At 44.7% G+C, this 25,855-nt stretch carries 24 protein-coding genes; 13 read left to right on the top strand and 11 right to left on the bottom strand.

What is annotated here, in order from left to right; translation table 11 throughout:
- The first annotated feature begins 30 nt into the window (after positions 1-30).
- Complete coding sequence (locus L0U88_RS07035) at positions 31-573, top strand: DUF922 domain-containing protein (RefSeq protein ID WP_234864996.1); 543 nt, start codon at positions 31-33, stop codon at positions 571-573.
- Here L0U88_RS07035 and L0U88_RS07030 read toward each other — a convergent pair.
- From L0U88_RS07030 to trpS, 5 genes are all read right to left on the bottom strand, one after another.
- Positions 558-1,796: an O-antigen ligase family protein gene (locus tag L0U88_RS07030; RefSeq protein WP_234864994.1), complete on the bottom strand. Its 1,239-nt coding sequence runs from the start codon at positions 1,794-1,796 to the stop codon at positions 558-560. The two genes, L0U88_RS07035 and L0U88_RS07030, sit on opposite strands and share 16 nt — an antisense overlap.
- Positions 1,797-2,291: 495 nt before the next feature.
- Positions 2,292-3,053 carry a hypothetical protein gene (locus L0U88_RS07025; protein WP_234864993.1) on the bottom strand — a complete coding sequence of 254 codons (762 nt, stop codon included), beginning with the start codon at positions 3,051-3,053 and terminating at the stop codon, positions 2,292-2,294.
- A gap of 9 nt (positions 3,054-3,062) precedes the next feature.
- Positions 3,063-4,424: a hypothetical protein gene (locus L0U88_RS07020; protein ID WP_234864992.1), complete on the bottom strand. Its 1,362-nt coding sequence runs from the start codon at positions 4,422-4,424 to the stop codon at positions 3,063-3,065.
- A 217-nt stretch (positions 4,425-4,641) separates the two neighbouring features.
- Complete coding sequence (locus L0U88_RS07015) at positions 4,642-5,277, bottom strand: deoxynucleoside kinase (RefSeq protein ID WP_234864991.1); 636 nt, start codon at positions 5,275-5,277, stop codon at positions 4,642-4,644.
- A 43-nt stretch (positions 5,278-5,320) separates the two neighbouring features.
- Entirely contained in the window at positions 5,321-6,328 is a 1,008-nt protein-coding gene (gene trpS, locus L0U88_RS07010) for a tryptophan--tRNA ligase (RefSeq protein WP_234864990.1), read from the bottom strand.
- A gap of 40 nt (positions 6,329-6,368) precedes the next feature.
- On the opposite strand from trpS, the gene gatC reads away from it, so the two are divergent.
- The 3 genes from gatC to L0U88_RS06995 are packed head-to-tail and all read left to right on the top strand — an operon-like array spanning position 6,369 to position 7,977.
- Positions 6,369-6,659 (top strand): Asp-tRNA(Asn)/Glu-tRNA(Gln) amidotransferase subunit GatC, encoded by a 291-nt coding sequence (gatC, locus tag L0U88_RS07005; RefSeq protein ID WP_234864988.1) that lies wholly within the window; start codon positions 6,369-6,371, stop codon positions 6,657-6,659.
- A gap of 1 nt (position 6,660) precedes the next feature.
- Positions 6,661-7,374, top strand: coding sequence for an ABC transporter ATP-binding protein (locus L0U88_RS07000; protein ID WP_255722994.1), 714 nt, complete (start codon positions 6,661-6,663; stop codon positions 7,372-7,374).
- 42 nt (positions 7,375-7,416) lie between these two features.
- The gene (locus L0U88_RS06995) at positions 7,417-7,977 is read left to right on the top strand and encodes a cob(I)yrinic acid a,c-diamide adenosyltransferase (RefSeq protein WP_234864985.1); all 561 of its coding nucleotides are present in this window, start codon (positions 7,417-7,419) and stop codon (positions 7,975-7,977) included.
- A gap of 663 nt (positions 7,978-8,640) precedes the next feature.
- Here the strand turns inward: L0U88_RS06995 and L0U88_RS06990 are convergent.
- Complete coding sequence (locus tag L0U88_RS06990; protein WP_234864983.1) at positions 8,641-9,291, bottom strand: ABC transporter ATP-binding protein; 651 nt, start codon at positions 9,289-9,291, stop codon at positions 8,641-8,643.
- Positions 9,292-9,414: 123 nt separating this feature from the next.
- Between L0U88_RS06990 and L0U88_RS06985 the strand changes: the two genes are divergently transcribed.
- Positions 9,415-9,636, top strand: a complete 222-nt coding sequence (locus L0U88_RS06985; protein WP_039131553.1) for a DUF2795 domain-containing protein — start codon at positions 9,415-9,417, stop codon at positions 9,634-9,636.
- Positions 9,637-9,870: 234 nt separating this feature from the next.
- Here L0U88_RS06985 and L0U88_RS06980 read toward each other — a convergent pair whose 3' ends face one another.
- The 4 genes from L0U88_RS06980 to L0U88_RS06965 form a co-directional block, all read right to left on the bottom strand.
- Entirely contained in the window at positions 9,871-10,686 is an 816-nt protein-coding gene (locus L0U88_RS06980; RefSeq protein WP_234864981.1) for an enoyl-ACP reductase FabI, read from the bottom strand.
- Positions 10,687-10,745: 59 nt separating this feature from the next.
- Entirely contained in the window at positions 10,746-12,404 is a 1,659-nt protein-coding gene (recN, locus tag L0U88_RS06975) for a DNA repair protein RecN (protein WP_234864979.1), read from the bottom strand.
- A gap of 371 nt (positions 12,405-12,775) precedes the next feature.
- Positions 12,776-13,531 (bottom strand): zinc ribbon domain-containing protein, encoded by a 756-nt coding sequence (locus L0U88_RS06970; RefSeq protein WP_234864977.1) that lies wholly within the window; start codon positions 13,529-13,531, stop codon positions 12,776-12,778.
- A 14-nt stretch (positions 13,532-13,545) separates the two neighbouring features.
- Positions 13,546-14,643 (bottom strand): Nif3-like dinuclear metal center hexameric protein, encoded by a 1,098-nt coding sequence (locus tag L0U88_RS06965; RefSeq protein ID WP_234864975.1) that lies wholly within the window; start codon positions 14,641-14,643, stop codon positions 13,546-13,548.
- Between the two features lie 83 nt (positions 14,644-14,726).
- Here L0U88_RS06965 and L0U88_RS06960 point away from each other — a divergent pair, with 83 nt between their 5' ends.
- From L0U88_RS06960 to L0U88_RS06920, 7 genes are all read left to right on the top strand, one after another.
- Entirely contained in the window at positions 14,727-15,335 is a 609-nt protein-coding gene (locus L0U88_RS06960; RefSeq protein ID WP_234864973.1) for a DinB family protein, read from the top strand.
- 88 nt (positions 15,336-15,423) lie between these two features.
- The gene (locus L0U88_RS06955) at positions 15,424-16,956 is read left to right on the top strand and encodes a carboxypeptidase M32 (protein WP_234864971.1); all 1,533 of its coding nucleotides are present in this window, start codon (positions 15,424-15,426) and stop codon (positions 16,954-16,956) included.
- Positions 16,953-17,360 (top strand): hypothetical protein, encoded by a 408-nt coding sequence (locus tag L0U88_RS06950; RefSeq protein ID WP_234864968.1) that lies wholly within the window; start codon positions 16,953-16,955, stop codon positions 17,358-17,360. Before L0U88_RS06955 ends, L0U88_RS06950 begins: the two co-directional genes overlap by 4 nt.
- A gap of 4 nt (positions 17,361-17,364) precedes the next feature.
- Positions 17,365-21,777, top strand: coding sequence for a PKD domain-containing protein (locus L0U88_RS06935; protein WP_289623303.1), 4,413 nt, complete (start codon positions 17,365-17,367; stop codon positions 21,775-21,777).
- A 3-nt stretch (positions 21,778-21,780) separates the two neighbouring features.
- Positions 21,781-22,821, top strand: a complete 1,041-nt coding sequence (locus L0U88_RS06930; protein ID WP_234864966.1) for a PorP/SprF family type IX secretion system membrane protein — start codon at positions 21,781-21,783, stop codon at positions 22,819-22,821.
- 114 nt (positions 22,822-22,935) lie between these two features.
- Positions 22,936-23,403 carry a redoxin domain-containing protein gene (locus tag L0U88_RS06925; protein ID WP_234864964.1) on the top strand — a complete coding sequence of 156 codons (468 nt, stop codon included), beginning with the start codon at positions 22,936-22,938 and terminating at the stop codon, positions 23,401-23,403.
- Between the two features lie 131 nt (positions 23,404-23,534).
- The gene (locus tag L0U88_RS06920; protein WP_234864962.1) at positions 23,535-23,864 is read left to right on the top strand and encodes a T9SS type A sorting domain-containing protein; all 330 of its coding nucleotides are present in this window, start codon (positions 23,535-23,537) and stop codon (positions 23,862-23,864) included.
- Between the two features lie 84 nt (positions 23,865-23,948).
- Here the strand turns inward: L0U88_RS06920 and L0U88_RS06915 are convergent, their stop codons facing one another.
- The gene (locus L0U88_RS06915) at positions 23,949-25,121 is read right to left on the bottom strand and encodes a class I SAM-dependent rRNA methyltransferase (protein ID WP_234864960.1); all 1,173 of its coding nucleotides are present in this window, start codon (positions 25,119-25,121) and stop codon (positions 23,949-23,951) included.
- Positions 25,122-25,261: 140 nt separating this feature from the next.
- On the opposite strand from L0U88_RS06915, the gene L0U88_RS06910 reads away from it, so the two are divergent.
- Positions 25,262-25,852, top strand: coding sequence for a nucleotide exchange factor GrpE (locus tag L0U88_RS06910; RefSeq protein WP_234864958.1), 591 nt, complete (start codon positions 25,262-25,264; stop codon positions 25,850-25,852).
- The last annotated feature ends 3 nt before the right edge of the window (positions 25,853-25,855 follow it).

Below are 25,855 nucleotides of genomic sequence, written 5' to 3'. Positions count from 1 at the left end.
TTGCGTTATTTTGGAAAAACACTGAGGAAAATGGTTTGGGCAATTTTGATGAATCTTTTTTTGATCCTGCCGGCAAAGGAAAGTGAAGCTAAAGATGCAGATTCTATCAACTGGAGGAACCGGAGAACACTGACCTGGTCTGATTTTAAAGCAGCGCCTGTACAAACAGCTCCCAATGCGGCGTTGACCAGCACATCGATCCTGATAAATTACCGGTATAATGATGAATCACTTCAGTTCAATCTGATTTGTGTGTTTTATCCGCATAAATCCTGGACCAAGGTGAAGACCAATCATATACTGGCACATGAACAGGGGCATTTTGATATCAGCCAACTATTTACCCGGAAACTGTACAAGGAATTGAAGGCTTATAAATTCAAGCCGGAGACAGTAGACAGAGATGTGCAGGAAATTTATCAGCGCATCACACAAGAGCAGGCTGACTATCAGAATTTGTATGATAAGGAAACCAATTTTTCCAGGAATGCAGCCGGACAAGAAAGCTGGTCGCAGCGCATAGAAAAGGAATTAAAAGAAACTGCTGCCTATGCGGATTACCCGGAACAATAGACTTTAATTTGAGCAGCTAATTGATGAACCTCACGCAATAACTGAGTAGCCTCCGGGGATGCAATTTTTACCGGATATTCCAGCAGCTTCCTGCTCCAAAAACAGGCTTTTTTATACTCAGCCTTATTGTAATAAAATCGAATTAGCTGATACCTGGGATAAATAGCTGAAGGTACCATTGCAATCGCTCTTAGGTAAGCCGCTTCCGCCTCTTCCACTTTGCCTGCCTTCGAGTATACATCACCTAGATATATATAAAGCTGGTTGGATGCAAGCCTGGGTGCAGCACGTTCCAATTGTTCAATTGCTAATGCCGCTTCTCCTGCGATACAAGCTTCTGCTCCATAATTATAAAGAAAACCACCTCGGTTAGAAAGCCACCTTGCCGCTTTCTTATAGTTGGGCTGTGCAATTGAAAATCCTTCATATAGAGCCTGCACCGATGCCCGTTTCCAATACCATTCACCCAAAATTTGCCCGGATATATAAGGAAACACCAATATCAATTGCAGTATTGAAACAGTTTTACCAAATGAAACAGCACATCGTTTTATTACTTCATCCGGCTTCGAAGCTGCAGCAAGCAATACCAGCAATAGAAAACTAACTGGTGTAACATGAAAGGGATTTGAAAACAAAGAGGCAGTGAGTACAACAACAAAAGAGGCAGAAAATGCCGGTTCCTGAATCCTTATGAAGCGCCACCAGTGGACCACTATCAAAGACAGCAGGGAGGCTCCAACCAAACCATATTCCACCAGGATTTGCAGCGGCAAATTAAACGCCTCCAGCATATTGGTAGCCAACAATTCTCTTTCAATGGGCAAGTTGGCAGTTTGAAGAAACTCTGCCTGATAATGATTATATATTGCAACAAACCGATTAGGGCCAATACCTATCAGCCAGTTATCTTTCCAAATTTCTACACAAACTTGGTAAATAGTAATTCTACCTGTCAGGGAAGCTGATTTGGTAAAGAGAATTAACCAGGCTGCATAACTCATTAGAAGTAACAGACCGGCAATTATCCATGACCTGAAAAAAACATTTATTTTTCCTGCTAATAAAAAAATGATACCCACTACTCCACCTATAATAGCAGCTCTTGCCATAGATAAAAGAAGAAATCCTATTGCTGTAAGAAGTATAACTCCATAAAACAACTGAAGCAGTAAACTACCCCGGCAGAGCTTAAACTGTAAAATGATAACCGGAAGCATCATCGAAAGGAAATTGCCCCAATGACCTGAGTTAAAAAACTGAGCGGTAATTGTATTGTCTCCGCGAAAACTTTGTTGAAACGCAAAAACAACCTGGATCAAAACCGAAAAAACAGCAGCCCAGATTAAAAATTGGATTTTTGATTGCGCCTGTATCAGAAATAAAAAAATACCAAGCCCCGTAATACAACAAAGGAAGAGGCTGATACTATTAGAATCCTCTCTCCAGTAAACCGTACTGATAGAAAGAAATAAAATAAAAGGCAAAACGCTCAGCAAAAATCTATTCGAAACCGTAGCGCCTGCCCAGAAAAAATACAACCAACAAAAAAGTCCTGCAATCCACCATAAGTAGTAATCCAATTGAAAAATTCCCGATTGCATTCGAAGCTGGTAACCAGCAGGCAGTATCAGCAGCACAATACCAATCAGTGCAATGAGTAGATTTTCGAACCTGTTCCTGCATTCCATTTCCCATTCATTAATAAGCTACTCCATTCAAAAGCTCAGGTTCCTTTGTCGTAAAATAGATATGGCGCTATCCAGTATAAGATGATTCATGTCCTTTTTCACTTCAAATTCCAAAATATATTCTCTTTTGGGGTAGGGTTTGTTCTCCATGCTATTTTGCTGTTCATTAAATATTGCATGAACCCTATAAAGTCTGGCTTTTTGAATACTATCCAACTTGGGAGAAAGGGAAAAAGGGAGGTTCATGAAATCCTTGCTATAATTTAGGTAAAGTGAATCAAGGTCATCTTCTTGTTTGGCAGGATAAGCATACTGATCTGTAAACTTTCCATTAGAACCCCAACTTTCCCGATTGATGAACTGAAAACCGGATAAATCAATATCTTTTTTAAATGCCCGGTTTACCAACATGGTATCAACATTTACTTTTGAAAAGGCGGTTGAAGTATCCAGGTATTTCATATAAATTCCACTGTCCTTTCCCATTCTGTAAATGAAATAGTAATATTTTCTTCGTTCATTTTTTGCTTCTAAACCAACCATATCAAATTCAATAAACGGTATATGATACAAAACGGTATCTCGCCTGAACTGAATAAAAACAGTATCCTTTATAGGCTCATACCCGGATGGTCCGGGAATAAGGACAGGATACAGGACTCGCAGTTCCAGATCCACCGATGTTAGTCGTTTGGGTTTTGTTGCGCATCCGGAAAGAAGGAAGAAAAACACCAGCAGTTTCATAAGTGAAAACCTGCTGGTGGCAATACATGTTTTAATAATCAGCATATTGATGAATTAAGGAGTTGCTGGCCAAAATGCGCTGGCTGTATGACTTTTTTTAATCGGGCCAATAACTTTATCAAGCCCTCCGCAGCTACCGCAAACCGGTGTATAAACCATGGTATAAGTAACCTGCATACCTGCGTACAAAATATTCTTTGCACCCGCTGTAAAACTCGGAATACCGATATCATTTTCAACTTCAATAGTACCTGCAATCGAAAACCCTTCCACCCCCATTCTATCATGGACAAGGGATTCCCAAACCCATTTGGTAGGATTCATACTGACCAGCCTCAACATCCCCTTTTCATAAGAGTAAACACTCCAGGTCAGCCCCTGCAAAACTTTCCATTTCAGCAATACTTGTTTCCGTATCTGGTCATAATAAATTTCTCTTCTGCTAACTGTTTCAGCAACCACTCTTCCCTCTGAACTCAGATCCGATGCATCTTCTACACATTCATCTATACAGGCCTGTTTCGTATCCTCAGATGTACCATCCCCATAAGACGGATCCAGGTCTTTGGCTGTACACTCTTCCCATTGGGTCAGGATAGAATAGTCATCTACCTGGCCAGTTTGCTGGTCGTAATAGAAGCCAACCAGGTACCAGGTACTACAGGTTGAACAACTGGTAGACTGTGAAAAACTAGCCATCATCCTGCTTTTGGAGGCTGCACCAACTTTGATCCGAAGTTTATACTTACTGTCTTCCCAGTTTCCGTTTACCAACCTGCGACTCGTCTCATGCCTATAATCACGATCATAAAACAACAATTCGGCATTCACATTTTCGGTAATTTCAGCAGCAAGTTGATGCCGGTTTAAAAATCCTGCCTGTACCAATCGGATCAGATCAACTGAACTGCCGGGCTTCAACAATACTTCCACAATTGTGAGATCTCGAACTCCATCCGGATTAGTAAAAATAACAATCGCCCTCCCCCGCAAAAATTTCTTGTTGACAAATCCGGCTTCCAGTTCTTCAACCGGGGCAATTACCAAATCCCATCCCTGATCTGAAAAGCTTTTTGCCTGGTTCCATTCTACCGCTTTTTCCAGTTTTGTCATCCTTGAAAACAATCGCGCAACAGAGTCCTTCGTATTTGTCCATTTTTTTAGTTGCAGGAAATCTTTTTCCTTTTGAACTACTTCCTTTATGAACCATGACCTCGCTGACTGGATCTCTTTTCCTGCTTCCGGACTAATAATGGAATCTGTTTTTTTACAAGACACCTGAAACATACCGATTAACAAAAAAATCCAAATAAACAATCCAAGCAATTTTCGTTTCCGAATCAATAGCCGATGAACCCAGGCTTGCATATAATGAACTGCCGTTTTCTCCTGATTCATACTCTCCACTTTTCTCATACTGCACTTTTTTAAACTATGATATACATTTCTTTGGTTGCCGGCCAGCAACAGGCATCATGTATAATCTTCCCTACAGCGCCGTTTCACTTCCTGTACTAAAGTACACGTAAGCTAATTCCTGTGGAAGGGTGTTTTAACCCTATTTGAAAGCGTGATTCAGGACATAAAAAAACCGCCTGTTACAATCAGGCGGTCTTCAATACAATAGGGCAGCTTAAAACAACCCGTACAACTGGGCATCTACCTTGGTAATGATTTCACCAAGATCTTCTTCCTTTTCTGCAAATTTATTCTTGTCGACATCAATCACCAGAAGCGGACCTTCCTTATACCCTTCAATCCATTTGTTATAAAAATCATTGAGGCGCTTGAGGTAATCCAGGCGAATATTCTCTTCGTATTCTCTTCCTCTTTTTTGAATTTGTCCAACCAGTGTAGGAACCGAAGCCTGCAGGTAAATCAGCAGATCGGGTGGTTGCACCATTGATTTCAGTGTTTGGAAAAACTGGAAATAGTTTTCAAAATCACGCTTGCTCATCAACTGCATTTCGTGCAGGTTGGGCGCGAAAATATGTGCGTCTTCATAAATGGTACGATCCTGCACAACTGTTTCCGTTCCGCGATGAATTTCAAGGATCTGATTGATCCTGCTATTCAGGAAGTAGATCTGAAGATTGAAACTCCATCGCGGCATGTCTTCATAGAAATCGTTCAGGTAGGGATTATGATCCACATCTTCAAACTGTGGAATCCATTTATAGTGCTTACTCAAAAGCTCTGTCAGCGTGGTTTTACCGGCACCGATATTTCCTGCTACAGCAATATGTTTTGGTTTTTTTCCTTTCGCCATAAAATGTTTCCTGGATCTTTACCAGGGTGTTCAATATAGGAAATTAATAGTATTTCAGTCCGATTGCCTCTCTTACTTTTTCCATTGTAGCAGCTGCGCTGATGCGGGCCTTTTCAGCACCCATTTCCATAATGCGCTTGAGGTAAGCCTGATCCTGCCGGATGCTTTCAGCTTTTTCGCGGATTGGCGCCACAAACTGGATCATATCCTCAGCCAGTTGTTTTTTCATATCGCCATAGCGGATAGCAGCCTTGTTATAATCTTCTTCAAATTTCTGAATGGTATCGGGAGCGCTCACCAGCTTCATCAGCAGGAAAATATTCTCGATATAATCTGGCATCGGCATATTGGGTGCACTGGGCCCCGCATCCGTTTTAGCCTTCATGATCTTCTTTCGGATGAGGTCATCCGTATCCGACAGAAAGATGGTCGCATATTGATTCTCGCTCTTACTCATTTTGCCGGTACCATCCAGACTGGGTACTTTAATCAACGCTTCACCAAAGTTAAAGGCAAAGGGTTCAGGGAAAACTTCCCCATAGCGATGGTTGAACCGGTTGGCAAAATTCCGGCTCATTTCCAGGTGTTGTTCCTGGTCTTTTCCAACCGGAACCAGGCTGGCGCGATGCAGGAGGATATCAGCAGCCTGCAACACCGGGTAGGTAAGCAATCCCGCATTTACATTCTCAGGATGTTGGCGAACCTTATCTTTAAACGTAGTAGTTTTTTCCAGCTCTCCTTTATAAGCCAGCATATTGAGCAACAGGTAGAGTTCAGCTGTTTCATAGACATGGCTCTGGCAATAGAGGGCAACTTTTTCGGGATCGAGTCCGCAGGCGATGTTCTCTGCCAGCACTCTATGGACATTGGGCTTAAGTTCTTTTGTATCCGGATGGGTAGTCAGACTATGCAGGTCTGCCACCATAAAGTAACAGCTATATTCTTCCTGCATCCTTACATAGTTGCGGATGGCGCCAAAATAATTACCCAGGTGCAGGAATCCAGTGCTCCGGATTCCACTCATTACAATCCCTTTTTTTCCATTTTCCATAGCGCGGCGAAGATAAGAACCTTATTTTTGTTCATAGCATATGGAACTGACAAATGACATGATAAGGCAACTGGCTCAATTGAGCCGGCTTCACATCGAGGAGGCTGATCTGCCGCGACTGAAGGAAGACCTGGGAAAAATGATCCATTTTGTGGAAAAGCTGCAGGAGTTGGACACTACCGGGGTGGAGCCACTGCTACACATGACAGATAATGTGGATGTGTTAAGGCCGGATCAGCTCAGCCCTTCACTGGACCGTTCAACCGCTTTGGCCATTGCACCTGACGCAGATGATCAGTACATTTATGTTCCTAAAGTGATTAAAAAATAATATGAGTGAATCCATTATACATTTAGAAGGTATCCATAAGAGTTACTATATGGGTAAGCAGGCGATTCCGGTATTAAAAGGCATAACCCTGGATATTTTCCGGAACGATTATGTTGCCCTGATGGGTCCCTCAGGTTCCGGCAAAAGCACCCTGATGAATATATTAGGTTGCCTGGATTCACCTACTATGGGCAAATACATTTTGAATGGACAGGATGTTTCCAAAATGGAAGATGATGACCTGGCTACTGTTCGCAATAAAGAGATCGGGTTTGTATTTCAGCAGTTCAACCTGCTGCCCAGGCTTACCGCTGCAGAGAATGTAGCGTTGCCCCTGGTATATGCCGGTGTTCCCAAAAAGCAACGGATTGAGATGGCCCTCGAGGTACTGAATCGGGTTGGACTGGCAGACAGAAGCCACCACAAGCCAAATGAACTCAGTGGTGGTCAGTGCCAGCGGGTGGCAATCGCGCGAGCGTTGGTAAATAATCCCACATTGATACTGGCGGATGAACCGACCGGTAACCTGGATTCCAAAACCTCTGTGGAGATCATGGCGATCTTTGACAAAATTCAGGCAGGCGGCAATACCGTGATACTGGTAACGCACGAAGAAGACATCGCACAGCATGCCCACCGTATCGTACGCTTGCGGGATGGTCTTATTGAGACCGACCGGGTGAATGTGAGGCAGCCAGCCCCTGCAATGCACTAAACATTCTGCATAGTTTCTTGTTTCATAAGGGAGTAGAATAACATGGCGTTAAAAATTTATACCAAGACCGGGGATGCCGGGAACACTTCTCTTATTGGGGGAACCAAAGTGCCCAAGAGCCATATCCGTATTGATACCTATGGCACGGTGGATGAGCTGAACTCCTATATTGGGCTCTGCAATGATCAGTTGCAGGATGGCGAATCAAAGCATATGCTAAAGGAGATTCAGGACCGCTTGTTTACGATTGGATCTTCCCTGGCCTGTGATCCGGACCGGGAGCCGATGATGAAGATCCCCGATCTGAAAGAATCAGATGTGGTACTGCTGGAATCAGAAATCGACCGGATGAATGAAAAAGTGCCGCCGATGCGATCCTTCATTCTGCCTGGTGGCCATGTGGCTGTTTCTTCCCTGCATGTCGCGAGATGTATATGTCGCCGTGCGGAGCGTTTATGCGTAGAATTACAGCAAAGCGGTGGATTTGTAGACTCCCTGGTAATCAAGTACCTGAACAGGCTGAGTGATTATCTGTTTGTGTTGAGCAGGTATACGGGGCATTTGCTGGGGGTGGAGGAAGTGCCGTGGAAACCCAGAACGTGAAAGATGAAAAGTGAAAGGTGAAAGATAGTGAAAGGTGAAACGTCAGACGTGAGATGTCAGACGTGAGAAGTGAAAGGAATGGAGCAGCAAGCAATTTAACCGAGGGGAGTTAGGAAGTAAGAATTGGATAGTGATTTTATAATAAAAGTGGGTACCAGGGGTCTGGTGCCCACTTTTTTGTTTTGGGGTGAGACCTTATCCATGCTGTGAGCCAATTTCTCTATCTGTGAGCCAATTATGAGAATTCATGAGCCAATTAGAGGAGTTCATGAGCCAATTCTGACTGATTTTGAGCCAATTCTCGGTATAAATGAGCCAATCGAGGAGATTCATGAGCCAATTCTGCCGGCAAATTGGGTGGTTATGAAGAGGGCTGAATTCCAGTAGCAGTGGGACTTTCGGGAAAAAATGCATACGGCTCTATACTTGCCCCGGATCAATTTTATTTTGCTCATCCTACGTAATCCTACCTGATCCTACGTAATCCTACGTCTTTCATTTGACCCACCACCAGCCCAGAAGCACCCATGATCCGCTTCCGGCCCTTCCTCCATCTTCCTTTACTCCGTCTTCCATGCTTCCCGTCTCCTATGTTTCTTCTTCCATGCCTCCCTTGTCTCCTTTGTCTCCTTTCCTCCCTCTACCTTTCCTCCTTCTTCCATGCTAAACTATCTTCCCATCCTTCATATGCACTACCCGATCACTCATTTGGGCGAGTTCTTCATTATGGGTAACAATGAGAAAGGTTTGGTTGAGTTCTTTTCTCAGTTGAAAAAAGAGTTCGTGGAGGTCGCGGGCATTGGAGGAATCCAGGTTGCCGGTGGGTTCATCTGCAAATACGATCCGGGGGTTATTGATCAATGCCCTGGCAACCGCCACCCGCTGCTGTTCACCCCCGGAGAGGGCGGAAGGCTTATGATCAATCCGATGCCCTAATCCCAGGCGCTTTAAGAGGTCTTCCGCGCGGTTTTCTACTTCTTTTTTAGGCCGTTTAGCGATCCAGCCGGGGATACAGACATTCTCCAGGGAGTTGAACTCAGGTAGCAAGTGGTGAAATTGAAATACAAAACCGATATACTGGTTGCGAAAGGCAGATAACTGTCGGGCACCCATGCCAGTGACCTTGGTATGATGAAGCATCACCTCTCCCTGATCGGGCTGGTCGAGGGTACCGAGAATATGAAGCAGGCTGCTTTTACCGGCGCCGGAGGATCCTACAATGCTGACAATTTCACCTTCCTGTACCGTCAAATCCACCCCTTTTAACACTTCTACCGATCCATAGGCTTTATGAATATTTCTTGCTTCGAGCATGCAACTATATTGAAAAGATGAAAATCATACGTAAACGAATTGACAATATTAAGCGTTGTTAGTGAAAGGATTTGGAAATTTCATATTAACCCCTACATTTGCCGAAAATTTAAAACCTGTACCATGTTCTGGACACTAGAATTGGCATCCTATCTGGAAGACGCTCCCTGGCCAGCTACCAAAGATGAGCTGATCGATTATGCCATCCGTAGCGGGGCACCTATTGAGGTAGTGGAAAATCTGCAGGAACTGGAAGACGAAGGTGAAATATATGAGGGCATTGATGATATCTGGCCCGACTATCCCTCCCAGGAAGATTTCTTCTTCAACGAGGACGAATACTAGATTAGGAAACCTACAAATTATAAAAAGGCTGCGGAAATCCGCAGCCTTTTCATTTTATGTGAGATGTCAGACGTCAGACGTGAGATGTGAGACGTGAGATGTGAGACGTAAAAAAAGGGAAACTTAATGTTTCCCTTTTTCCGTTTATCGATCCCCTTTCTTCTCTCTTCCATTCCTCCGTCTTCCTTTCTTCCCTCTTCCATTCTCACATCTGACGTCTGACGTTTCACGTTCTTACTCCGCTCCCAGGCTGGTCATCACTTCCATACTCACCCCGGTAGTAGAATAACCACCATCATGGAAGAGATTCTGCATGGTCACCATACGCGTGAGGTCAGAGAACAGGGTTATGCAGTAGTTCGCGCAATCTTCGGCAGTGGCATTGCCAAGGGGGGCAATCGCGTTAGCATAATCGTAAAAATCACCAAACCCTTTGATACCTGTACCAGCAGTGGTTTTGGTGGGCGATTGGGAAACTGTATTGATCCGAACTTTTTTCTCTTTCCCATAGTGATAACCGAAACTGCGGGCGATGGATTCCAGCATCGCTTTGATATCTGCCATATCGGTGTAGAAAGGATAGGTTCTTTGTGCAGCCATGTAGGTCAGGGCCACCACACTTCCCCATTCATTGATGGCATCCAGCTTTTTGGCTGCTGCCAGCATTTTATGCAAGGACAGCGCAGAAACATCTATACCCTTCTGGAAATAATCGTAATTCAATTCTGTATAGGGAATATTCTTGCGAATATTCACACTCATGCCAATTGAATGTAGTAGGAAATCGATCTTTCCTCCCAGCACTTCCTGCGACTTGGTGAAGAGATTTTCCAGTTCTTCCATATTGGTAGCATCGGCCGGAATAATCTCAGAACCGGTTTTTTCTGCCAGTTTTTTGATCTCTCCCATACGCATCGCAATAGGTGCATTGGTCAAAACAATGGTTGCACCTTCCGCATGCGCTTTTTCTGCCACTTTCCAGGCAATCGAGTTTTCATCCAATGCTCCGGAAATAATGCCTCTTTTGCCTTTCAATAAATTATAGGCCATAATGAAAATTTAAGATTGAATAGTTATTTCGGAGCGAAAATAAGCAGTTACCGCAATTATTAGGCGTTCGCAATCAGTTCCTTTGCATTTTCTATGGCAATAGCTGATGGTTTATCCCCACCAATCATTTGCGCAATAGCTGTTATCCGCTCTGCCTGACTTAGCACTCTGATATTGGTCTGGATCGTTTTGCCGGCTTTTTCCTTATACACAAACAGATGACGATCTGCTTTTCCTGCAATCTGCGGCTGATGCGTGATACAGATTACCTGGCGGGTGGCTGCCAGTTCCTTCATGATCATACCTACCTGCATACTCGCTTCACCAGAAATGCCAGTATCAATCTCATCAAATATCATAGTGGGCAGGTTCACTTTTTTAGCAATGAGCGATTTGATACATAACATCAATCGGCTCAGTTCTCCCCCACTGGCTACTTTCCGGATGGAAGCAAACTGGTTACTCTTGTTGGCATCAAATAAAAAGTCGATGGCATCCATGCCGGTTGTACCAGGCTCAACTGTATCCATCTGCAGTTTCAGTCGCGCATTTGGCATTCCAACTCTTACCAGTAATTGATTCACCTGCTTTTCAATAACCGGGACTTGTTTTTTCCTTCCCTCGCTTATGCGTACGCCCAGGTTTTTCATTTCCTGCTCGGCAGTCGCGACCTGCTGCTGTAATAACCGGATTTTGTCATCCAGTTCTTCGATATTTCCAAGGCGTCCACTGAGTTCTTCGTGTAAGGCTACCAGTTGTTTTGTCTCCTGGAATCCATGCTTCTTGAGCAGTTTGTAACCCAGGTTCAATCGCTCTTCAATTTGTGAAATGCGTTCAGCATCATAACTCACTTTATCCCCCAGGCGATCTGCTTCTTCTGCAATATCATCGAGTTCTATCTGGGTTGCTGTGAGGCGTGCCTGCAGGTCTTTCAGTTCAGCAATCGCATCTGTAAAAGGAGCTACCTGTTGAGCCAGTTGCTTGATCGACTGCACAACCGGCTGCTCACTGTATTTCAGCTGTTGTGTAAGATTTGAAAGCGCGAGTTTGATACCTTCCGAACTGTTGAGCAGTTTGCTTTCTTCTTCCAATTCTTCTAGTTCATTATCCCTGAATGCAGCTTCCTCCAGTTCATTGAATAAGAACTGCAGATAATCCTGCTCTTTGGTGCTGTTCAGCTTTTGTTCCTCTATGGCAGCCAACTGCTTTTTGCAGGATTGCCAGTGCTGGTATTTCTGTTGGTATTGATGGATCAGCTCTTGGTTATTGGCCATTGCATCCACTACCATCATCTGAAAATCAGCTGAACCTAGTGAAAGTGTATCGAACTGGCGGTGCAAATCCACCAGCAGGGATGATAAATCCTGCAGTTGCGTAAGAGAGGCTGGAGTATCGTTTATAAAAGCGCGGGATTTCCCATTGGGACTGAGTTCGCGCCGGATGATGAGTTCTTCCTGGAGATCCAGTTCTTCATCTTCGAGAAACTTTCTGACTTCCTGTTTATCCGGCACAGCGAACACTCCTTCCACCACAGTTTTTTTCTCGCGGTTCAGGATCACACTGCTGTCTGCACGCTGACCTAAAATAAGGGAGAGTGCTCCCATTAAAATGGATTTACCGGCACCTGTTTCACCTGTAATAATCGTAAGACCTCCATCAAAGCGGATGTCCAGTTCATCTATGATAGCATAATTCCGGATTCTCAGTTCCTGCAACATACACTCAAATATGCCGGCAATTTAGGGAATAGTTGCCGCCGCTTCAATTGCCTCCAAAAAATTCCGTCAAAAAACGTCTCTCCCTCCTCAATGAGGTTGAATTTTTGGGATGGAGTGGCATAGGCGCGGTGGATTGGCTTTACTGAAATGGAGTGGCATTTCTTCAAGGACGTGATATTTCGTCGAAGAAGTGGCTCTGCAGAAATGGAGTTGCTGCTTTTTAAAACAAAAAGGCCCGCAACCTGCGGGCCCAATCTATTTTGACGTTTCACTTCTCACTTCTCACGTCTGACATTTCACCTTTCACTTTTCACCTTTCACCGTCTTTCACTTTTCACTTCTCACTTCTCACGTCTGACGTCTCACTTTCCTCACTTCACCTCCACTCCATCATTCAGGTCATTGTCTACGAGGATACGACCACAGTTCTCACACACGATGATTTTTTTGCGCTGCTTGATCTCACTCTGGCGCTGAGGAGGAATCGCATTAAAGCAACCACCACAGGCATCACGCAGAACAGGCACAACAGCCAGTCCGTTGCGGTAATTACCACGGATACGGTCATACGATAACAGCAGGCGGGGCTCTACTTTATCGCGGGCTTCAGATGCCATTTTATTGAAATGCTTTTCTTCTTCTTCAGTTGTAGCGATGATCTTTTCCAGCTCATCTTTCTTGTGCTTCAATACACCTTCCTTGGTTGCGATCGCTTTCTTCGCTTTGTCCAGACCCACTACTTTATCAGAGATCTCTTCATTCGCATCTTTGATATGCTTTTCAGCCAGTTTAACTTCCAGCTGCTGCATCTCGATCTCTTTGGTGATGGCTTCGAACTCGCGACTGTTCTTTACGTTGGTACTTTGCTTTTCGTACTTCTTGATCAGCGCTTCCGCTTCCTTAATGGCTTCTTTTTTCTGGTTGATGAACTCATTGATGCCATTGATCTCTTCCTCGATACGAGTCTGACGGGCGTGTAATCCCTGGATCTCATCTTCCAGATCACTCACCTCAATCGGCAATTCTCCTTTCAGGATCTGAAATTCATCGATCTTGGATTCGATCTTCTGCAAGCTTATGAGAGAAACCAGTTTTTCTTCAACCGAAAAGTCTTTGACAGTTGCCATATTAGTGTTTAGAATTAACTATAATAATTCACCGGGTTGGTTTTCACCCCCGTTTTGAAGACGGCAAAGGTAGGAAATTTTTTGGCCAAAATATCATAGAGCAGATCAACCGTGTATTGCTCACTCTCGAAATGCCCGATATCCGCAATCACCAGCCGGCCATTCGCCTCAAAAAACTCATGATATTTCATATCTCCTGTGATATAGATGTCAGCCTTATTTCGTAAAGCACTGTTAATCAGGAAGCTACCTGCTCCACCACAGATCGCCACCCGCCTGATTGAATCCTTCAAGAGCGGGCTGTGCCGAATCACCGGAACCTGGAAAACCTGCTTTAACTGCTCCAAAAAGGACCGGACAGGCATGCTTTCCTCCAATTCCCCAACCAGTCCTGATCCAATACCCGGGTGACTATTGCTAAGATTGTACAGATCATAGGCCACTTCCTCGTAAGGGTGATTTGCCAGCAAGGCTTCCAGCACCCGGGATTCCTGCAGTACCGGGTAAATCACCTCCACCCGCGACTCTTTTTCATAGTGCCGTGATCCCCGTTGACCCACATAGGGATTGGCGCCTTCCCCTGCCTTGAAACTGCCCAAACCCTCCACCTGGAATCCACATTCACTGTATTGGCCAATGGTTCCGGCACCTGCCTCAAAAAGTGCAGTCGCCACCTGGTCGGCCTGTGCTACCGGTACAAACGTAACCAGCTTTTTCAGCAAATCGCGCTTGGGCTGCAAGGGCTTCCGGTTGTTCAATTTCAGGAGATCTGCAATTTTCCCATTCACGCCGTCCATCACATTATCCAGGTTGGTGTGGATGGCATAAATCGCGATATCCTTCTTGATGGCAGTGATGATGGTTTTTTCCACATAGCCATTTCCGGTGATTTTCTTCAAGCCGGAAAATACAATAGGGTGATGCGCAACCACCAGGTTATGACCTTTTGCCGCAGCTTCCAGCACTACTTCTTCAGTAGCATCCAGGGAAATAGTTATGCCGGTACAATCCCAGTCGCGGTTTCCGGTAATAAGTCCGGCATTGTCATAGGACTCCTGTAATTGCAGGGGGGCTATCTTTTCCAGCACCTCCAGAATAGTGGCAATTTTCATATTTCAAAGATATACAGCCTATGGCTCAATATTTGTTGCATATTTATCCCGTCCCTCTTTATAACCATTAAACTTATTGCAACATGAAAAAGATTAGCTGCCTGTTGGCACTTGTAACCTTATTTAGTTTTACATCAATTGCCCCAGACCCCATATCCGATGCGGATCGTGCACAATTGGTTGCTCAACTGGAAAGCACCCGCGACTTGCTGCTTAAAACGGTAGAAGGACTCAGTGAAGAACAATTTAATTATAGAGCTGCTGAAGGGAAATGGACTGTACTCGAATGCCTGGAGCATATAACACTATCCGAATCTGCACTCATGGGCTGGGTACAGCAGTCCTTACAAACGCCGGCGGATCCATCCAAACGTTCTGAAGTAAAAGTAAGCGATGCGGATCTGCTGGAGAAAACACCTGATCGCAGTCAAAAATTCAATGCACCGGAAATGTTGCAACCAAAAGGAAGCCAGCAAAATGCGGCTGCTTTGTTGAAAACCTACCAGGAAGCAAGAGTAAAAACACTGGAATATGCGAAAACCACAAAGGATGATCTGCGAAATCATTTTATCCAACATCCTGCATTCGGAACCATTGATACGTACCAGGGCTTGCTGATGTTGTCTGCCCATTCAAAGAGACACACCCTTCAGATGCAGGAAGTAAAAGCGAATGCAAACTTCCCCAAATAAGCTCGTTTTTTGTCCTGCTTTAGATTCAAACCGCTGCCTGACCAACCGGGTGGCGGTTTTTCCTTAGATTGCAGCAGAATTCCTACCTATGGACCAATTGTTGACTACCTCAACCTTGTACGAGAAGTACAAAAACTGCTTACAGGAAATTGCCGACATCCGGTATGCTACTGCATTGCTCCAGTGGGACCAGGAAACCTACATGCCGGCTGGAAGTCTGGCTACACGATCCAGGCAGATTGCAACATTATCCGAATTAGCACACACAAAATTTACAGATGCATCAGTAGGTGAGTTACTCAAGGCCTTATTGGAGCGGACAGATTTAACTGAGGAACAACGATCCAACCTGGAGTTAAGTAACTATGATTATAACCAGCAGGTAAGACTGCCGGCCGCATTTGTACGCGAACTCAGTGAAACCGTATCACAGGCCTTCAATCACTGGGCGGATGCAAGGCATCAGAACCGGTTTTCGATTTTCAGTCCCTGGTTAAAAAAACTCACCGCGCTGAAGAGAAAAGAAGCGGACTATTTAGGGGCCAGCGCTCATCCTTATGATGCGTTGTTAAATCAATATGAACGTGGTTGCACGAGTGCACAGCTGGACCAGTTGTTCAGCGGATTAAAACCTGAACTGGCGGCACTATTAAGTACCATCAAAGGGCAGCAGCAGGTGGATGACAGCATCCTGTTCCAGCCCTATCCGGAAGATCAGCAGTGGGCATTCAGTATGGATATGCTTCAACGAATGGGGTATGATCTGCAGCATGGCAGGCAGGATAAGGCAGCCCATCCATTCACCGTCAATTTCAGTGCGGAAGATGTACGTATCACCACCAGGATACGGGAGGAAGATATCAGTTATATGACCTGGAGTACCATTCATGAGCTGGGACATGCGCTGTATGAGCAGGGATTGCCGAAAGAACAATATGGGCTACCATTAGGAGAAGCTGCCAGCCTTGGAATCCATGAATCCCAGAGCCGGTTATGGGAAAACAATGTAGGCAGAAGCCTGTCCTGGTGCCGGTATTTTTTACCGGTACTGCAGACCTATTTTCCAGCGCAATTAAAAGATCGTACGCCGGAAGAATTGTATCGGGCCATCAACAAGGTGCAGCCATCGCTGATCAGAACTGAGGCGGATGAGCTTACCTATCACTTCCATATTATTATCCGGTATGAAATTGAAAAGGCCCTGATTGAAGGAAGCCTTGAGGTGACGGATCTGCCATCCGCCTGGAATACAAAATATGCGCAGTATTTGGGCATTGAGGTACCGGATGATGCGAGGGGTTGCCTGCAGGATGTGCATTGGAGTCATGGCAGTTTTGGGTACTTCCCAACCTACAGCCTGGGCAGCCTGTATGCGGCTCAACTTTCCCGAAGTCTGGAAAAGGCACTGCCAGAATTCGAAAAACTTCTACAAGAGGGGCAGTTCGATGCCGTAAAAGATTGGTTGTCAATTAATATATACATTCACGGAAGAAAATATACAAGTGAAGAATTATGTAAAAGGGTCACAGGAAAAGGGTTAGATCCCGCAGAATTTATGCAATATGCCAGGGATAAATACCGTTTCATCTATGCATATAAACAAGAGGGTATAGTACTATGAAAAAACTGGTCTGGATAAGCATCATGGTATGCCTGTTAGGGGCATGTGCAAAAGCCATCGAGGAAAAGAAGGAAGATATCATACTCGATGCTATGACAAATGGCCAGTGGTATATATATTCGTTCAAAGAAGGAAGTGCCGACATTTCCAGTTCATTTTCACCTTACACCTTTCAATTTTACCGCGATGGCAAGGTCAGCGGTTTCACGACAGAAACAGAGGATAAGGGAACCTGGGTGGGAGATGTAAATACGTTATCGATTATCACCAATTTTCCGGCAGCATCAGAACCGGTATCCAAACTGAATGCGACCTGGAAAATTACCAATAATACATGGGACTATGTAAAAGCAGAGACAACGGTCCAGGGAGTTAAAAATCTGTTGCATCTGAAGAAGAAGTAGAACCATGAAAAATCCATTATCCTTAGTCATTCCGAATCCCTTTGGAAACAAGTTGCTTTCTGAAAAAACAAAAAACAGCTTGTTGATACGTAACCTTTTATTCTGCTTGTTGATGCTGGCTGCAGGTGGTCCTCTGTCTGCCCAGACGCCTGTTGCTAATTTTACCTCTAACGTAACAGAAGGCTGTGCGAATCTATCAGTTAGATTCACAGACCAATCGACCAATTCGCCAACTTCCTGGGCATGGGATTTTGGGAATGGAACTTTATCTGATCAACAGAATCCTACAGTAACCTATACCCAGCCTGGAGTGTACACGGTTCGTCTTACTGTTACCAATGCGCGCGGGGTTGATGGTATTGTCAAAACAAATTATATCACCGTATTTCCTTCTGCCAGAATTGATTTCCGGGCGAATACAACAGTATCCTGTATTCCGGCGGTTATACGATTTCAAAATGGCGTAACTGTTCAGGGTCCGGGGCAGATCACTTCATATGCCTGGGATTTTGGTGATGGCACCACATCAACTGACCCCAATCCAGTTAAAACTTATACATCGCTTGGCTTTTTCAGGGTGCGACTCACAGTTACCACAGATAATGGTTGTGTGGTTGTATCAGACAGACCCCGCTTTATCCGGATCATTGGAGGTGTTACTCCTAATTTTGATTTCACTCGCCTGGATGCCTGTAACACGCCCATTGGTGTAAATTTCAATAATCAGTCGACCGGCCCTGGTACCCTGACGCATCGTTGGACATTTGGCAATGGTGGTTCATCAACAGACAGAAATCCTTCTACCAGTTACAATTCAACCGGAAATTATAATGTAAAACTGGTTGTGAACAGCAGTTATGGCTGCGCCGACAGTATTACAAGGTCCATTGCCATTACTGGTAATCAAACCAGTTTCAGTGCGCCGGCCAGTTCCTGTCCCAATAAACCATTGAATTTTACAAACACCAGTAACCCCTTGCCCAATAGTTCGGAATGGGATTTTGGTGACGGCACATTCTCATTTGAAACCAATCCGGTTAAGTTATATACAACCCCAGGAACGTATACAGTGCGACTGACCAACCGGTATGCGGATTGCGATGGCACCACAACCCGAACTATAACCATCACCAATCCTCCAGGCGTTGATTTTACTTCAACAGATACCAGCGGTTGCCAGGTACCTCACCAGGTTCGTTTTCAAAGTTCAGGACCTGGTGCCAACAATTGGTTATGGGATTTCGGTGATGGGAATACCTCTACTGAGCAGAACCCGACTCATACCTACACCAGTTTTGGTGAGTACGATGTTCGGTTAACCATCACAACAGCAGACAGCTGTACTTCTACCATTACCAAACCGGCATTTGTAAAAATTACTCCACCTACTCCACCACAATTATTGAATGGAACAGCGGGTGGTTGTGTGCCATTCACCTATACTCCGCAATTAGACCCTGCAAGTATTGGAGATATCGCAAGCTACGAGTGGGATTTTGGAAATGGCGTAACTAGTACTTCACCAACACCAAGTGTAACCTATACTGCTGTTGGTACTTATACCCTGCAGTTAAGAGTGACCTCACTCGGCGGATGTGTTGAAACAATTACTATTCCTAATGCTATCAAAGTTGGCACCAAGCCAACCGCCAATTTCACTGTAGACAGAGATAATTCATGTGCCGGTTTGCCTTTCCAGTTCACTTCTACCTCCACAGGTGCAGATGAGTGGAGATGGGATTTTGGCGATGGAGGAAGTTCAAGTTCTGAAAATCCTTCCTACCGATATCAGGACACAGGTTTTTTCAATGTGCGATTAATTGCCATTAATAATGGTTGTCCGGATACCATAACCAGGAACAATTTATTGTATGTGATGGCGCCTGTGGCTCGCTTTACTCCGAGAATAAATTGTGCCAACAAATTGAATGTAACCTTTGAAGACGATTCGATTCTGGATCCAACACATGGTGCAGCTACGTATTCATGGGATTTCGGAAACGGACAGACTTCCACACAGGTTAACCCTTCAGTAACCTATGCCAGTTATGGAACTTATACAGTAACCCTAACGATTACAGATCCGGTTTGTACCTATACGCGAACTGCAACTCTGAATTTGTTTGAGCTGATCAATGATTTCTCTATCAGCAAACCATCTGTGTGCCGGAATGAATTATTCACCCTTACGGCAAGTGGTACAGCTGCGGCCAATATTGCTTCTTATACCTGGCAAATAGAAGGACAACCACCTATTGTAGGAGGAAGAACCTTACAGACCAGGGTTCCGGTAAATGGTGTGTTTGATATTACGCTGACCATGGAAGATATCAATGGTTGTATAGTTACCAGAACCATTACCGATATGGTAACTGTAGTAGGTGCCATTCCGAATTTTTCTGTTGTCAATAACGGCGGATGTGTAAACAGTGAAGTCACCATTTCAGACCAGTCTACTCCAGCTGGATCCATTGTGAACTGGCAATTTGATTTTGGCGACGGCGAAACCGCGAATTTCACTTCCACTCCTATCAATCATGTGTACCGTAACCCCGGCTCCTACTCGATCAAGCTTACAGCAACTGATAATATTGGTTGCGTTGATACCATCACCCGACTGGCGGCAGCTAACATAACCAAACCTTTCGCAAGATTTGCTGCTGCGAATACGACCTTCTGTCCGGGTGTTGATCTTCCCTTCCGCGATTCATCTTCAGGAAACAACCTGACCTATCGCTGGGAATTTGGAGATGGTGGTACATCAACAGATCAGAATCCGCTGCATCAATATGCGGGTCCGGATGCCGTATACACCGTTAAATTATTTATCCGTGATGCACAGGGTTGTGAAGACTCCCTGATTCGTCCGAATTATATTCAGATTCTTTCTCCCAAGGCTGACTTCACCATGATTGATACTTCAGCTATTTGTCCGCCTTTGGAAACCAAATTCACTTCTCATGCTGCGGATTATGATTCACTTTACTGGGATTTTGGAGATGGCAATACAAGTAATCTGATCAACACCAACAACTTCTTCAATACGTATGGCAGGTACACTGTGCGCCAGATTGCGATTGGTAATGGAGGATGCAGAGATACTGCTATCGGAACGGTGAATATTTACAATCCATTTACGGACCTGGTATTTAATTATAATCCGATAGAGGAGTGTAACCAGATCACTGTAAACTTCAATGTGGTTCCTCCACCCAATACCAAGTATTACCTTGTTTTTGGTGATGGCAACTCCGATTCATCTCAAGCCAACCTGGTAACACATACTTACCGCTTCCCCAATTTCTATCGTCCGTTTGTTCGGCTGATAGATAGCCTGAACTGTGAAGTTCCGGTAGGAAGCAGGCCGACCATCATGGTTAAAGGTGTAATCCCGGCGTTCAATACAGATACCCGTGAATTCTGTGATACCGGTTCAGTGAACCTGAGTGATTTCAGTATCGGGAACGATAGTGTAACCCTTCGCCGCTGGGATTTTGGTGATGGTTCACCCAATGTATTTAATGAATTAAATCCGAGTCACCGGTTTTCTGAACCTGGCCGCTATGTAATAACACAATACGTAACTACAGAAACCGGTTGTGAAAACAGCTATACAGATACGGTTCGTGTGTACAGAACTCCGGAGCCGGTGATCAGTGGTCCGGATGATATTTGTTTGTTTGAACTGTTGGGACAGTCAGGATCTACTGTGATTCCGGATAGTGCAACCATTTACAGATGGACACTCGGGAATGGTCAGAATGCCAATACACAGGATATTACCGTACGATATACCAACAGTGGGCAGGCAACCTTGAATTTAACCGCATCTGTTGCATTTGGCTGCTCTGCATCGGTAAGCAAAGATGTTACCATCTGGCCGTTGCCAGCGATTCAGAATGTTCCGGAAATCGTGATGCCGCTTGGATTTGAAACTACGCTTCCAATTACTTACAGTGATAACATAACCCAATATATCTGGACTCCATCGGATGCACTGAGTTGTACCAACTGTCCGACACCTGTTGCAAACCCCAAATTCACGACTAATTACAAGGTGACTGTTGTTGATGCTAATGGTTGTCGCGCTTCCAGCAATATTGTGGTAAGAGTAATTTGTGAAAACAGAAACTATTTCATTCCGAATACTTTCAGTCCGAATAATGATGGCCAGAATGATGTGTTCTATCCAAGAGGAAGAAGTTTAGACCGGATACAATCCATGCGCATCTTTAACCGTTGGGGAGAAATGGTATTTGAACGTAAAAACTTTGCTCCAAATGCAGCTTCTGAAGGATGGAATGGAATGATTCGCGGACAGCAGGCAGCTTCAGACGCTTATGTATATATCATTGAAGTGATTTGCGATAATGGACAGGTAGTAGCGTTAAAAGGAAACGTTACGCTTATCAGATAACCTATGAAAAAGACCAATAACCATATTACTCACCTCCTGCTTTCAGCATTGCTGATTTTCTGCGGACTCTGTTCATCCGCGCAGGATATACATTTCTCCCAGTTCTACGAAGCGCCCCTGCTTCGGAACCCCTCACTGGCAGGAATATTTACCGGAGATGTGCGTGCGCAAATTGTTTATCGTGATCAATGGAACAGTGTGACCAATGCATTTAAAAGCGGATCCGTAAATGCCGAATATAAAATGCCGGTTGGCGGCGGAGATGATTTTATTACTGCCGGTTTACAGATGCTGTTTGATAGAGCAGGAACTGTTTCACTAACGACCACACATTTGCTACCTGCTATCAACTATCATAAATCATTGAGCAGCGAGCGCAATATGTATTTATCGGTTGGGTTTATGGGCGGACTGGTTCAACGTCGTATTGATCGTTCAAAAATTACTACAGATAATCAGTATGTGGGAGGCGCCTTTAATCCTGCGCTTGCAGATGGGGAAACTTTTATTAATGCGAATTACAGCAACCTGGATGCCAGCCTGGGTGCCAGTTTCAATAGCAGCTTCGGATCCGAGCAGCAAAACAATCTGTTTTTTGGGCTTGCCTACCATCATATCAACCGACCCAGGAATTCCTTTTACCGGAATGTGAATGCGGCACTGCATCCGAAATGGGTAGCTTCAGGCGGCGTAAAGTTTGAAGTTGGAGACCAGGCGTTCTTCAACCTGCAGGCAGATTATTCCAAACAGGGACCTGCAGACGAAATTGTTGGCGGAGCGATGTATGGATACAAAATCGGAGACCCGGAAATGCCTGATTATGTGGTTCACGTGGGAGCGTTTATGCGTTTGCGTGATGCCCTGATTCCTGCTGTTAAAATTGATTATAATCCTTTCTCTATTGGTCTTAGTTATGATGTGAATGTTTCGCAATTAAAAACTGCCAGCCAGGGAAGAGGAGGTTTTGAACTATCAATTACTTATATTGGCTTCCTGAACAGAGACAACTCTACAAGGGAGAAAGTTTTCTGTCCCCGTTTTTAATCTGTCCCTCAGTAAGACCTATTTTTGGTTATTGACTGAAGAAAAAAATCCCGGCCATTGGCTGGGATTTTGTTTAACAATTTTCCAATAAAACTGTTATAACCAAAAAAAATTATGAGCAAAGTTGGACAACCTGCCCCTCTCTTTAGTTTATTTGACACTGAAAAGAACAAAGTGAATCTTGCCGATCAGAAAGGCAAGAATATTGTATTGCTGTTCTTCCCGCAAGCCTTCACCGGTGTATGTACCACAGAATTGTGTACAGTAAGAGACTCTATCAGCCAGTATAACAATACCAATGCACAGGTTTATGGCATTAGCGTGGATTCCGTATTCACCCTGGCAAAGTTTAAGGAAGAGCAGCAGCTGAATTTTCCTTTGCTGAGCGATTTCAACAAAGAAGCATCAGCCAGTTATGACTCCCTGATCCAGGATTTTGTGTTCGATATGAAAGGAGTTTCCAAAAGAGCAGCCTTTGTGATTGATAAAGAAGGAATTATTCAATATGCCGAGATTCTGGACAAAGTAACCGATCTGCCTGATTTCAACGCCATCCAGGCTACCCTGGCTCGCCTGAACTAAGCAGGTTTTATGGAAAAATATCCCCAGGGGCAGGACAACGTTTCTGCCCCTGTTTTATTTTAACAGGCATGGATTGTATCTTTGAAAAATTAGGTTTAATTTGTGCAAAACGCTGAAACCCGGAATCGAGAATGAGGATATTTTTTACACTATCCATAAGTCTGTTAATTGCCTGCACTGGATTTTGCCAATCCGGCAAACCTGCTGCTGAGCGTCCGGTAATTCGCTTTTACCCCAACCCCGCTGTTACTCAGATCACTTTCGATTTCAGCAAGTCAGTAGAACGCTCCTTTACTTTTCAGGTCTTTAATTTCCTTGGAAAAAAAGTATTTGAACAGAAAGAGGTTCAACCCAAGACAACCATCGATCTCAGTGATTATTACCGTGGGATTTATATCTTCCAGCTGAGAGATAAGACCGGGCGGGTTGTTGAAACCGGCCGTTTTCAGGTATCGAAATAATACAAAGTGAGACGTCAGATGTGAGACGTGAGAAGGTCTTCCCTTCCTCCCTCTTCCATTCCTCCTTTCCTCCCTCCTCCCTGCTTACACCACCTGCACAATCAGGAACTTCAGATAATGTGTATTCTCCTGTCCCCATACAATGGGATGGTCACTTGCCTGGGTTTGGTAAACTACCTGCCTGAGGGTGCGTTTGGCATCTTTGGCAGCCATCTGGATAATTTCCAGAAAGAGATCCGGCTGTACCAGGTTGGTACAGGAAGTAGTAACGAGAAATCCTCCTGGTTTGATCAGTTTCATCCCCCTGAGATTGATCTCTTTGTACCCGGTAATAGCTTTCTGGATGGTTTCCCTGCTTTTGGTAAAGGCAGGCGGGTCAAGCATCACCACATCGTATTGGCGGCCTTCTTTTGCCCATGCTTTTAATACATCAAATGCATTCACTGCTTCAAACCGGCAGCGGTCTGCATACCCATTCAATGCTGCATTCTGGTTGGCCTGCTCTACGGCGGAGGGGGAAATATCGAGTCCCAATACAGATTTAGCTCCATAATGGGCGGCATGAATCTCAAACGTACCGGTATAAGTGAATGCTCCGAGCACATCTGCCCCTTTTACGATATGCTGGATGGCGCGGCGATTGTCCTGCTGGTCGAGGAAATAACCTGTCTTTTGTCCATTTTCAATATCCACATAAAACTTAAGCCCATTCTCATTAATGATGATCCTGGTATCGAAGGGGTCGGATAAAAAGCCCTTGATTTGTGGTAGTCCTTCCAGTTCCCGCACCGGAACATCGTTTCGTTCATAAATGCCTTTGGGCTTAAAAATAGCCTGGAGGGCGGCTACGATTGCCGGCTTCCATTTATCCATCCCGAGCGCCAGGGTTTGCAGCACAAAATAATCATTGAACTTATCAATGATCAGGGCTGGCATCCAGTCGGCCTCACCAAAAATCAGGCGGCAGTTCTCCGTGTACCCTATTTTCTGGCGGTATTCCCAGGCTGATTGAATCCGGTTATAGAAAAACTGATCATTGATCTCCTCCTCTTTTTTGCGGGTCAGCAACCGAACCAGGATTTGGGATTTGGGATTGGCATAACCTTTCCCGATGAATTTTTTATCGTGGGTAAACAGACTGACAATATCTCCACCATCCAGGGGGCCATCTACTGTGCCCACTTCATTCGCAAATACCCAGGGATGACCATTTTCGATCCGCCTGCTGACTTTCTTTTTGAGGTATACATTCGTCATAGATGCGCAAAGGTAGCATGGAACAGGAAGGAATAGGACAAATTGTCCCGATTTCCATCAATGGCAAAAAAATTGCCCCATTAGGATGATCAAAAAACAAGGCAAATCAGCTGAACTGCCAGGGGGCTATCCCGCCAATAATGGCAGAAAATGCTAGGTTTGCTGCCAATTTGTACGATATGGAAGAAAAAGAATTCAAGTCAACCGAGAATGAAATGGACATCAATTCCGACAGCGATGTTCCGGGAACAACGCATCTGAACGAACCGGTAAAGGAAGTCAGTGAATTTGAAAAACTGGAAGTTGAACTGGCCGATTTGAAGGACAAATACCTTCGGCAGGCTGCTGAATTTGACAATTTCAGAAAGCGTACGGCCAAGGAGCGTTTGGAAATGATCCAGACGGCAGGGAAAGAGGTAATCGGACAGCTGCTGGAAGTACTGGATGACATGGAAAGGGCTGAAAAACAGATGGAGAGCAGTGAAGACCTGCCTGCCCTGAAGGAGGGAGCCAACCTGATATTCAACAAACTCAGAAATGTATTGCAGGGTCGCGGGCTGAAAGCAATGAATGCGAAGGGAACAGAATTTAATCCCGACCTGCATGAAGCCATTACGGAGATACCTGCACCCAGTCCGGAATGGGTTGGAAAAGTGATTGATGAAGTGGAAAAAGGATATTACCTGAACGATAAGATTATCCGGTTTGCCAAAGTGGTAGTCGGTAAATAAAAA

Origin of the sequence: Flavihumibacter fluminis (assembly GCF_021491375.1) — a bacterium.
Taxonomy (GTDB): Bacteria; Bacteroidota; Bacteroidia; order Chitinophagales; family Chitinophagaceae; genus Flavihumibacter; species Flavihumibacter fluminis.
This window is presented reverse-complemented; position numbering and strand designations above follow the sequence as displayed.

Coding starts and splice junctions, on each gene's coding strand:
- L0U88_RS06985 (WP_039131553.1), top strand. CDS start 9,415: ATGTTCTGGACACTAGAATTGGCATCCTATCTGGAAGACGCTCCCTGG.
- L0U88_RS06910 (WP_234864958.1), top strand. CDS start 25,262: ATGGCAGAAAATGCTAGGTTTGCTGCCAATTTGTACGATATGGAAGAA.
- L0U88_RS06915 (WP_234864960.1), bottom strand. CDS start 25,121: ATGACGAATGTATACCTCAAAAAGAAAGTCAGCAGGCGGATCGAAAAT.
- L0U88_RS06950 (WP_234864968.1), top strand. CDS start 16,953: ATGAAAAAACTGGTCTGGATAAGCATCATGGTATGCCTGTTAGGGGCA.
- L0U88_RS06920 (WP_234864962.1), top strand. CDS start 23,535: ATGAGGATATTTTTTACACTATCCATAAGTCTGTTAATTGCCTGCACT.
- L0U88_RS07035 (WP_234864996.1), top strand. CDS start 31: ATGGTTTGGGCAATTTTGATGAATCTTTTTTTGATCCTGCCGGCAAAG.
- L0U88_RS06980 (WP_234864981.1), bottom strand. CDS start 10,686: ATGGCCTATAATTTATTGAAAGGCAAAAGAGGCATTATTTCCGGAGCA.
- L0U88_RS06930 (WP_234864966.1), top strand. CDS start 21,781: ATGAAAAAGACCAATAACCATATTACTCACCTCCTGCTTTCAGCATTG.
- L0U88_RS06925 (WP_234864964.1), top strand. CDS start 22,936: ATGAGCAAAGTTGGACAACCTGCCCCTCTCTTTAGTTTATTTGACACT.
- L0U88_RS06970 (WP_234864977.1), bottom strand. CDS start 13,531: ATGGCAACTGTCAAAGACTTTTCGGTTGAAGAAAAACTGGTTTCTCTC.
- L0U88_RS07030 (WP_234864994.1), bottom strand. CDS start 1,796: ATGATGCTTCCGGTTATCATTTTACAGTTTAAGCTCTGCCGGGGTAGT.
- L0U88_RS07020 (WP_234864992.1), bottom strand. CDS start 4,424: ATGAGAAAAGTGGAGAGTATGAATCAGGAGAAAACGGCAGTTCATTAT.
- L0U88_RS06955 (WP_234864971.1), top strand. CDS start 15,424: ATGGACCAATTGTTGACTACCTCAACCTTGTACGAGAAGTACAAAAAC.
- trpS (WP_234864990.1), bottom strand. CDS start 6,328: ATGGAAAATGGAAAAAAAGGGATTGTAATGAGTGGAATCCGGAGCACT.
- L0U88_RS06990 (WP_234864983.1), bottom strand. CDS start 9,291: ATGCTCGAAGCAAGAAATATTCATAAAGCCTATGGATCGGTAGAAGTG.
- L0U88_RS06995 (WP_234864985.1), top strand. CDS start 7,417: ATGGCGTTAAAAATTTATACCAAGACCGGGGATGCCGGGAACACTTCT.
- L0U88_RS07015 (WP_234864991.1), bottom strand. CDS start 5,277: ATGGCGAAAGGAAAAAAACCAAAACATATTGCTGTAGCAGGAAATATC.
- L0U88_RS06965 (WP_234864975.1), bottom strand. CDS start 14,643: ATGAAAATTGCCACTATTCTGGAGGTGCTGGAAAAGATAGCCCCCCTG.
- recN (WP_234864979.1), bottom strand. CDS start 12,404: ATGTTGCAGGAACTGAGAATCCGGAATTATGCTATCATAGATGAACTG.
- L0U88_RS06935 (WP_289623303.1), top strand. CDS start 17,365: ATGAAAAATCCATTATCCTTAGTCATTCCGAATCCCTTTGGAAACAAG.
- L0U88_RS07025 (WP_234864993.1), bottom strand. CDS start 3,053: ATGCTGATTATTAAAACATGTATTGCCACCAGCAGGTTTTCACTTATG.
- L0U88_RS07000 (WP_255722994.1), top strand. CDS start 6,661: ATGAGTGAATCCATTATACATTTAGAAGGTATCCATAAGAGTTACTAT.
- gatC (WP_234864988.1), top strand. CDS start 6,369: ATGGAACTGACAAATGACATGATAAGGCAACTGGCTCAATTGAGCCGG.
- L0U88_RS06960 (WP_234864973.1), top strand. CDS start 14,727: ATGAAAAAGATTAGCTGCCTGTTGGCACTTGTAACCTTATTTAGTTTT.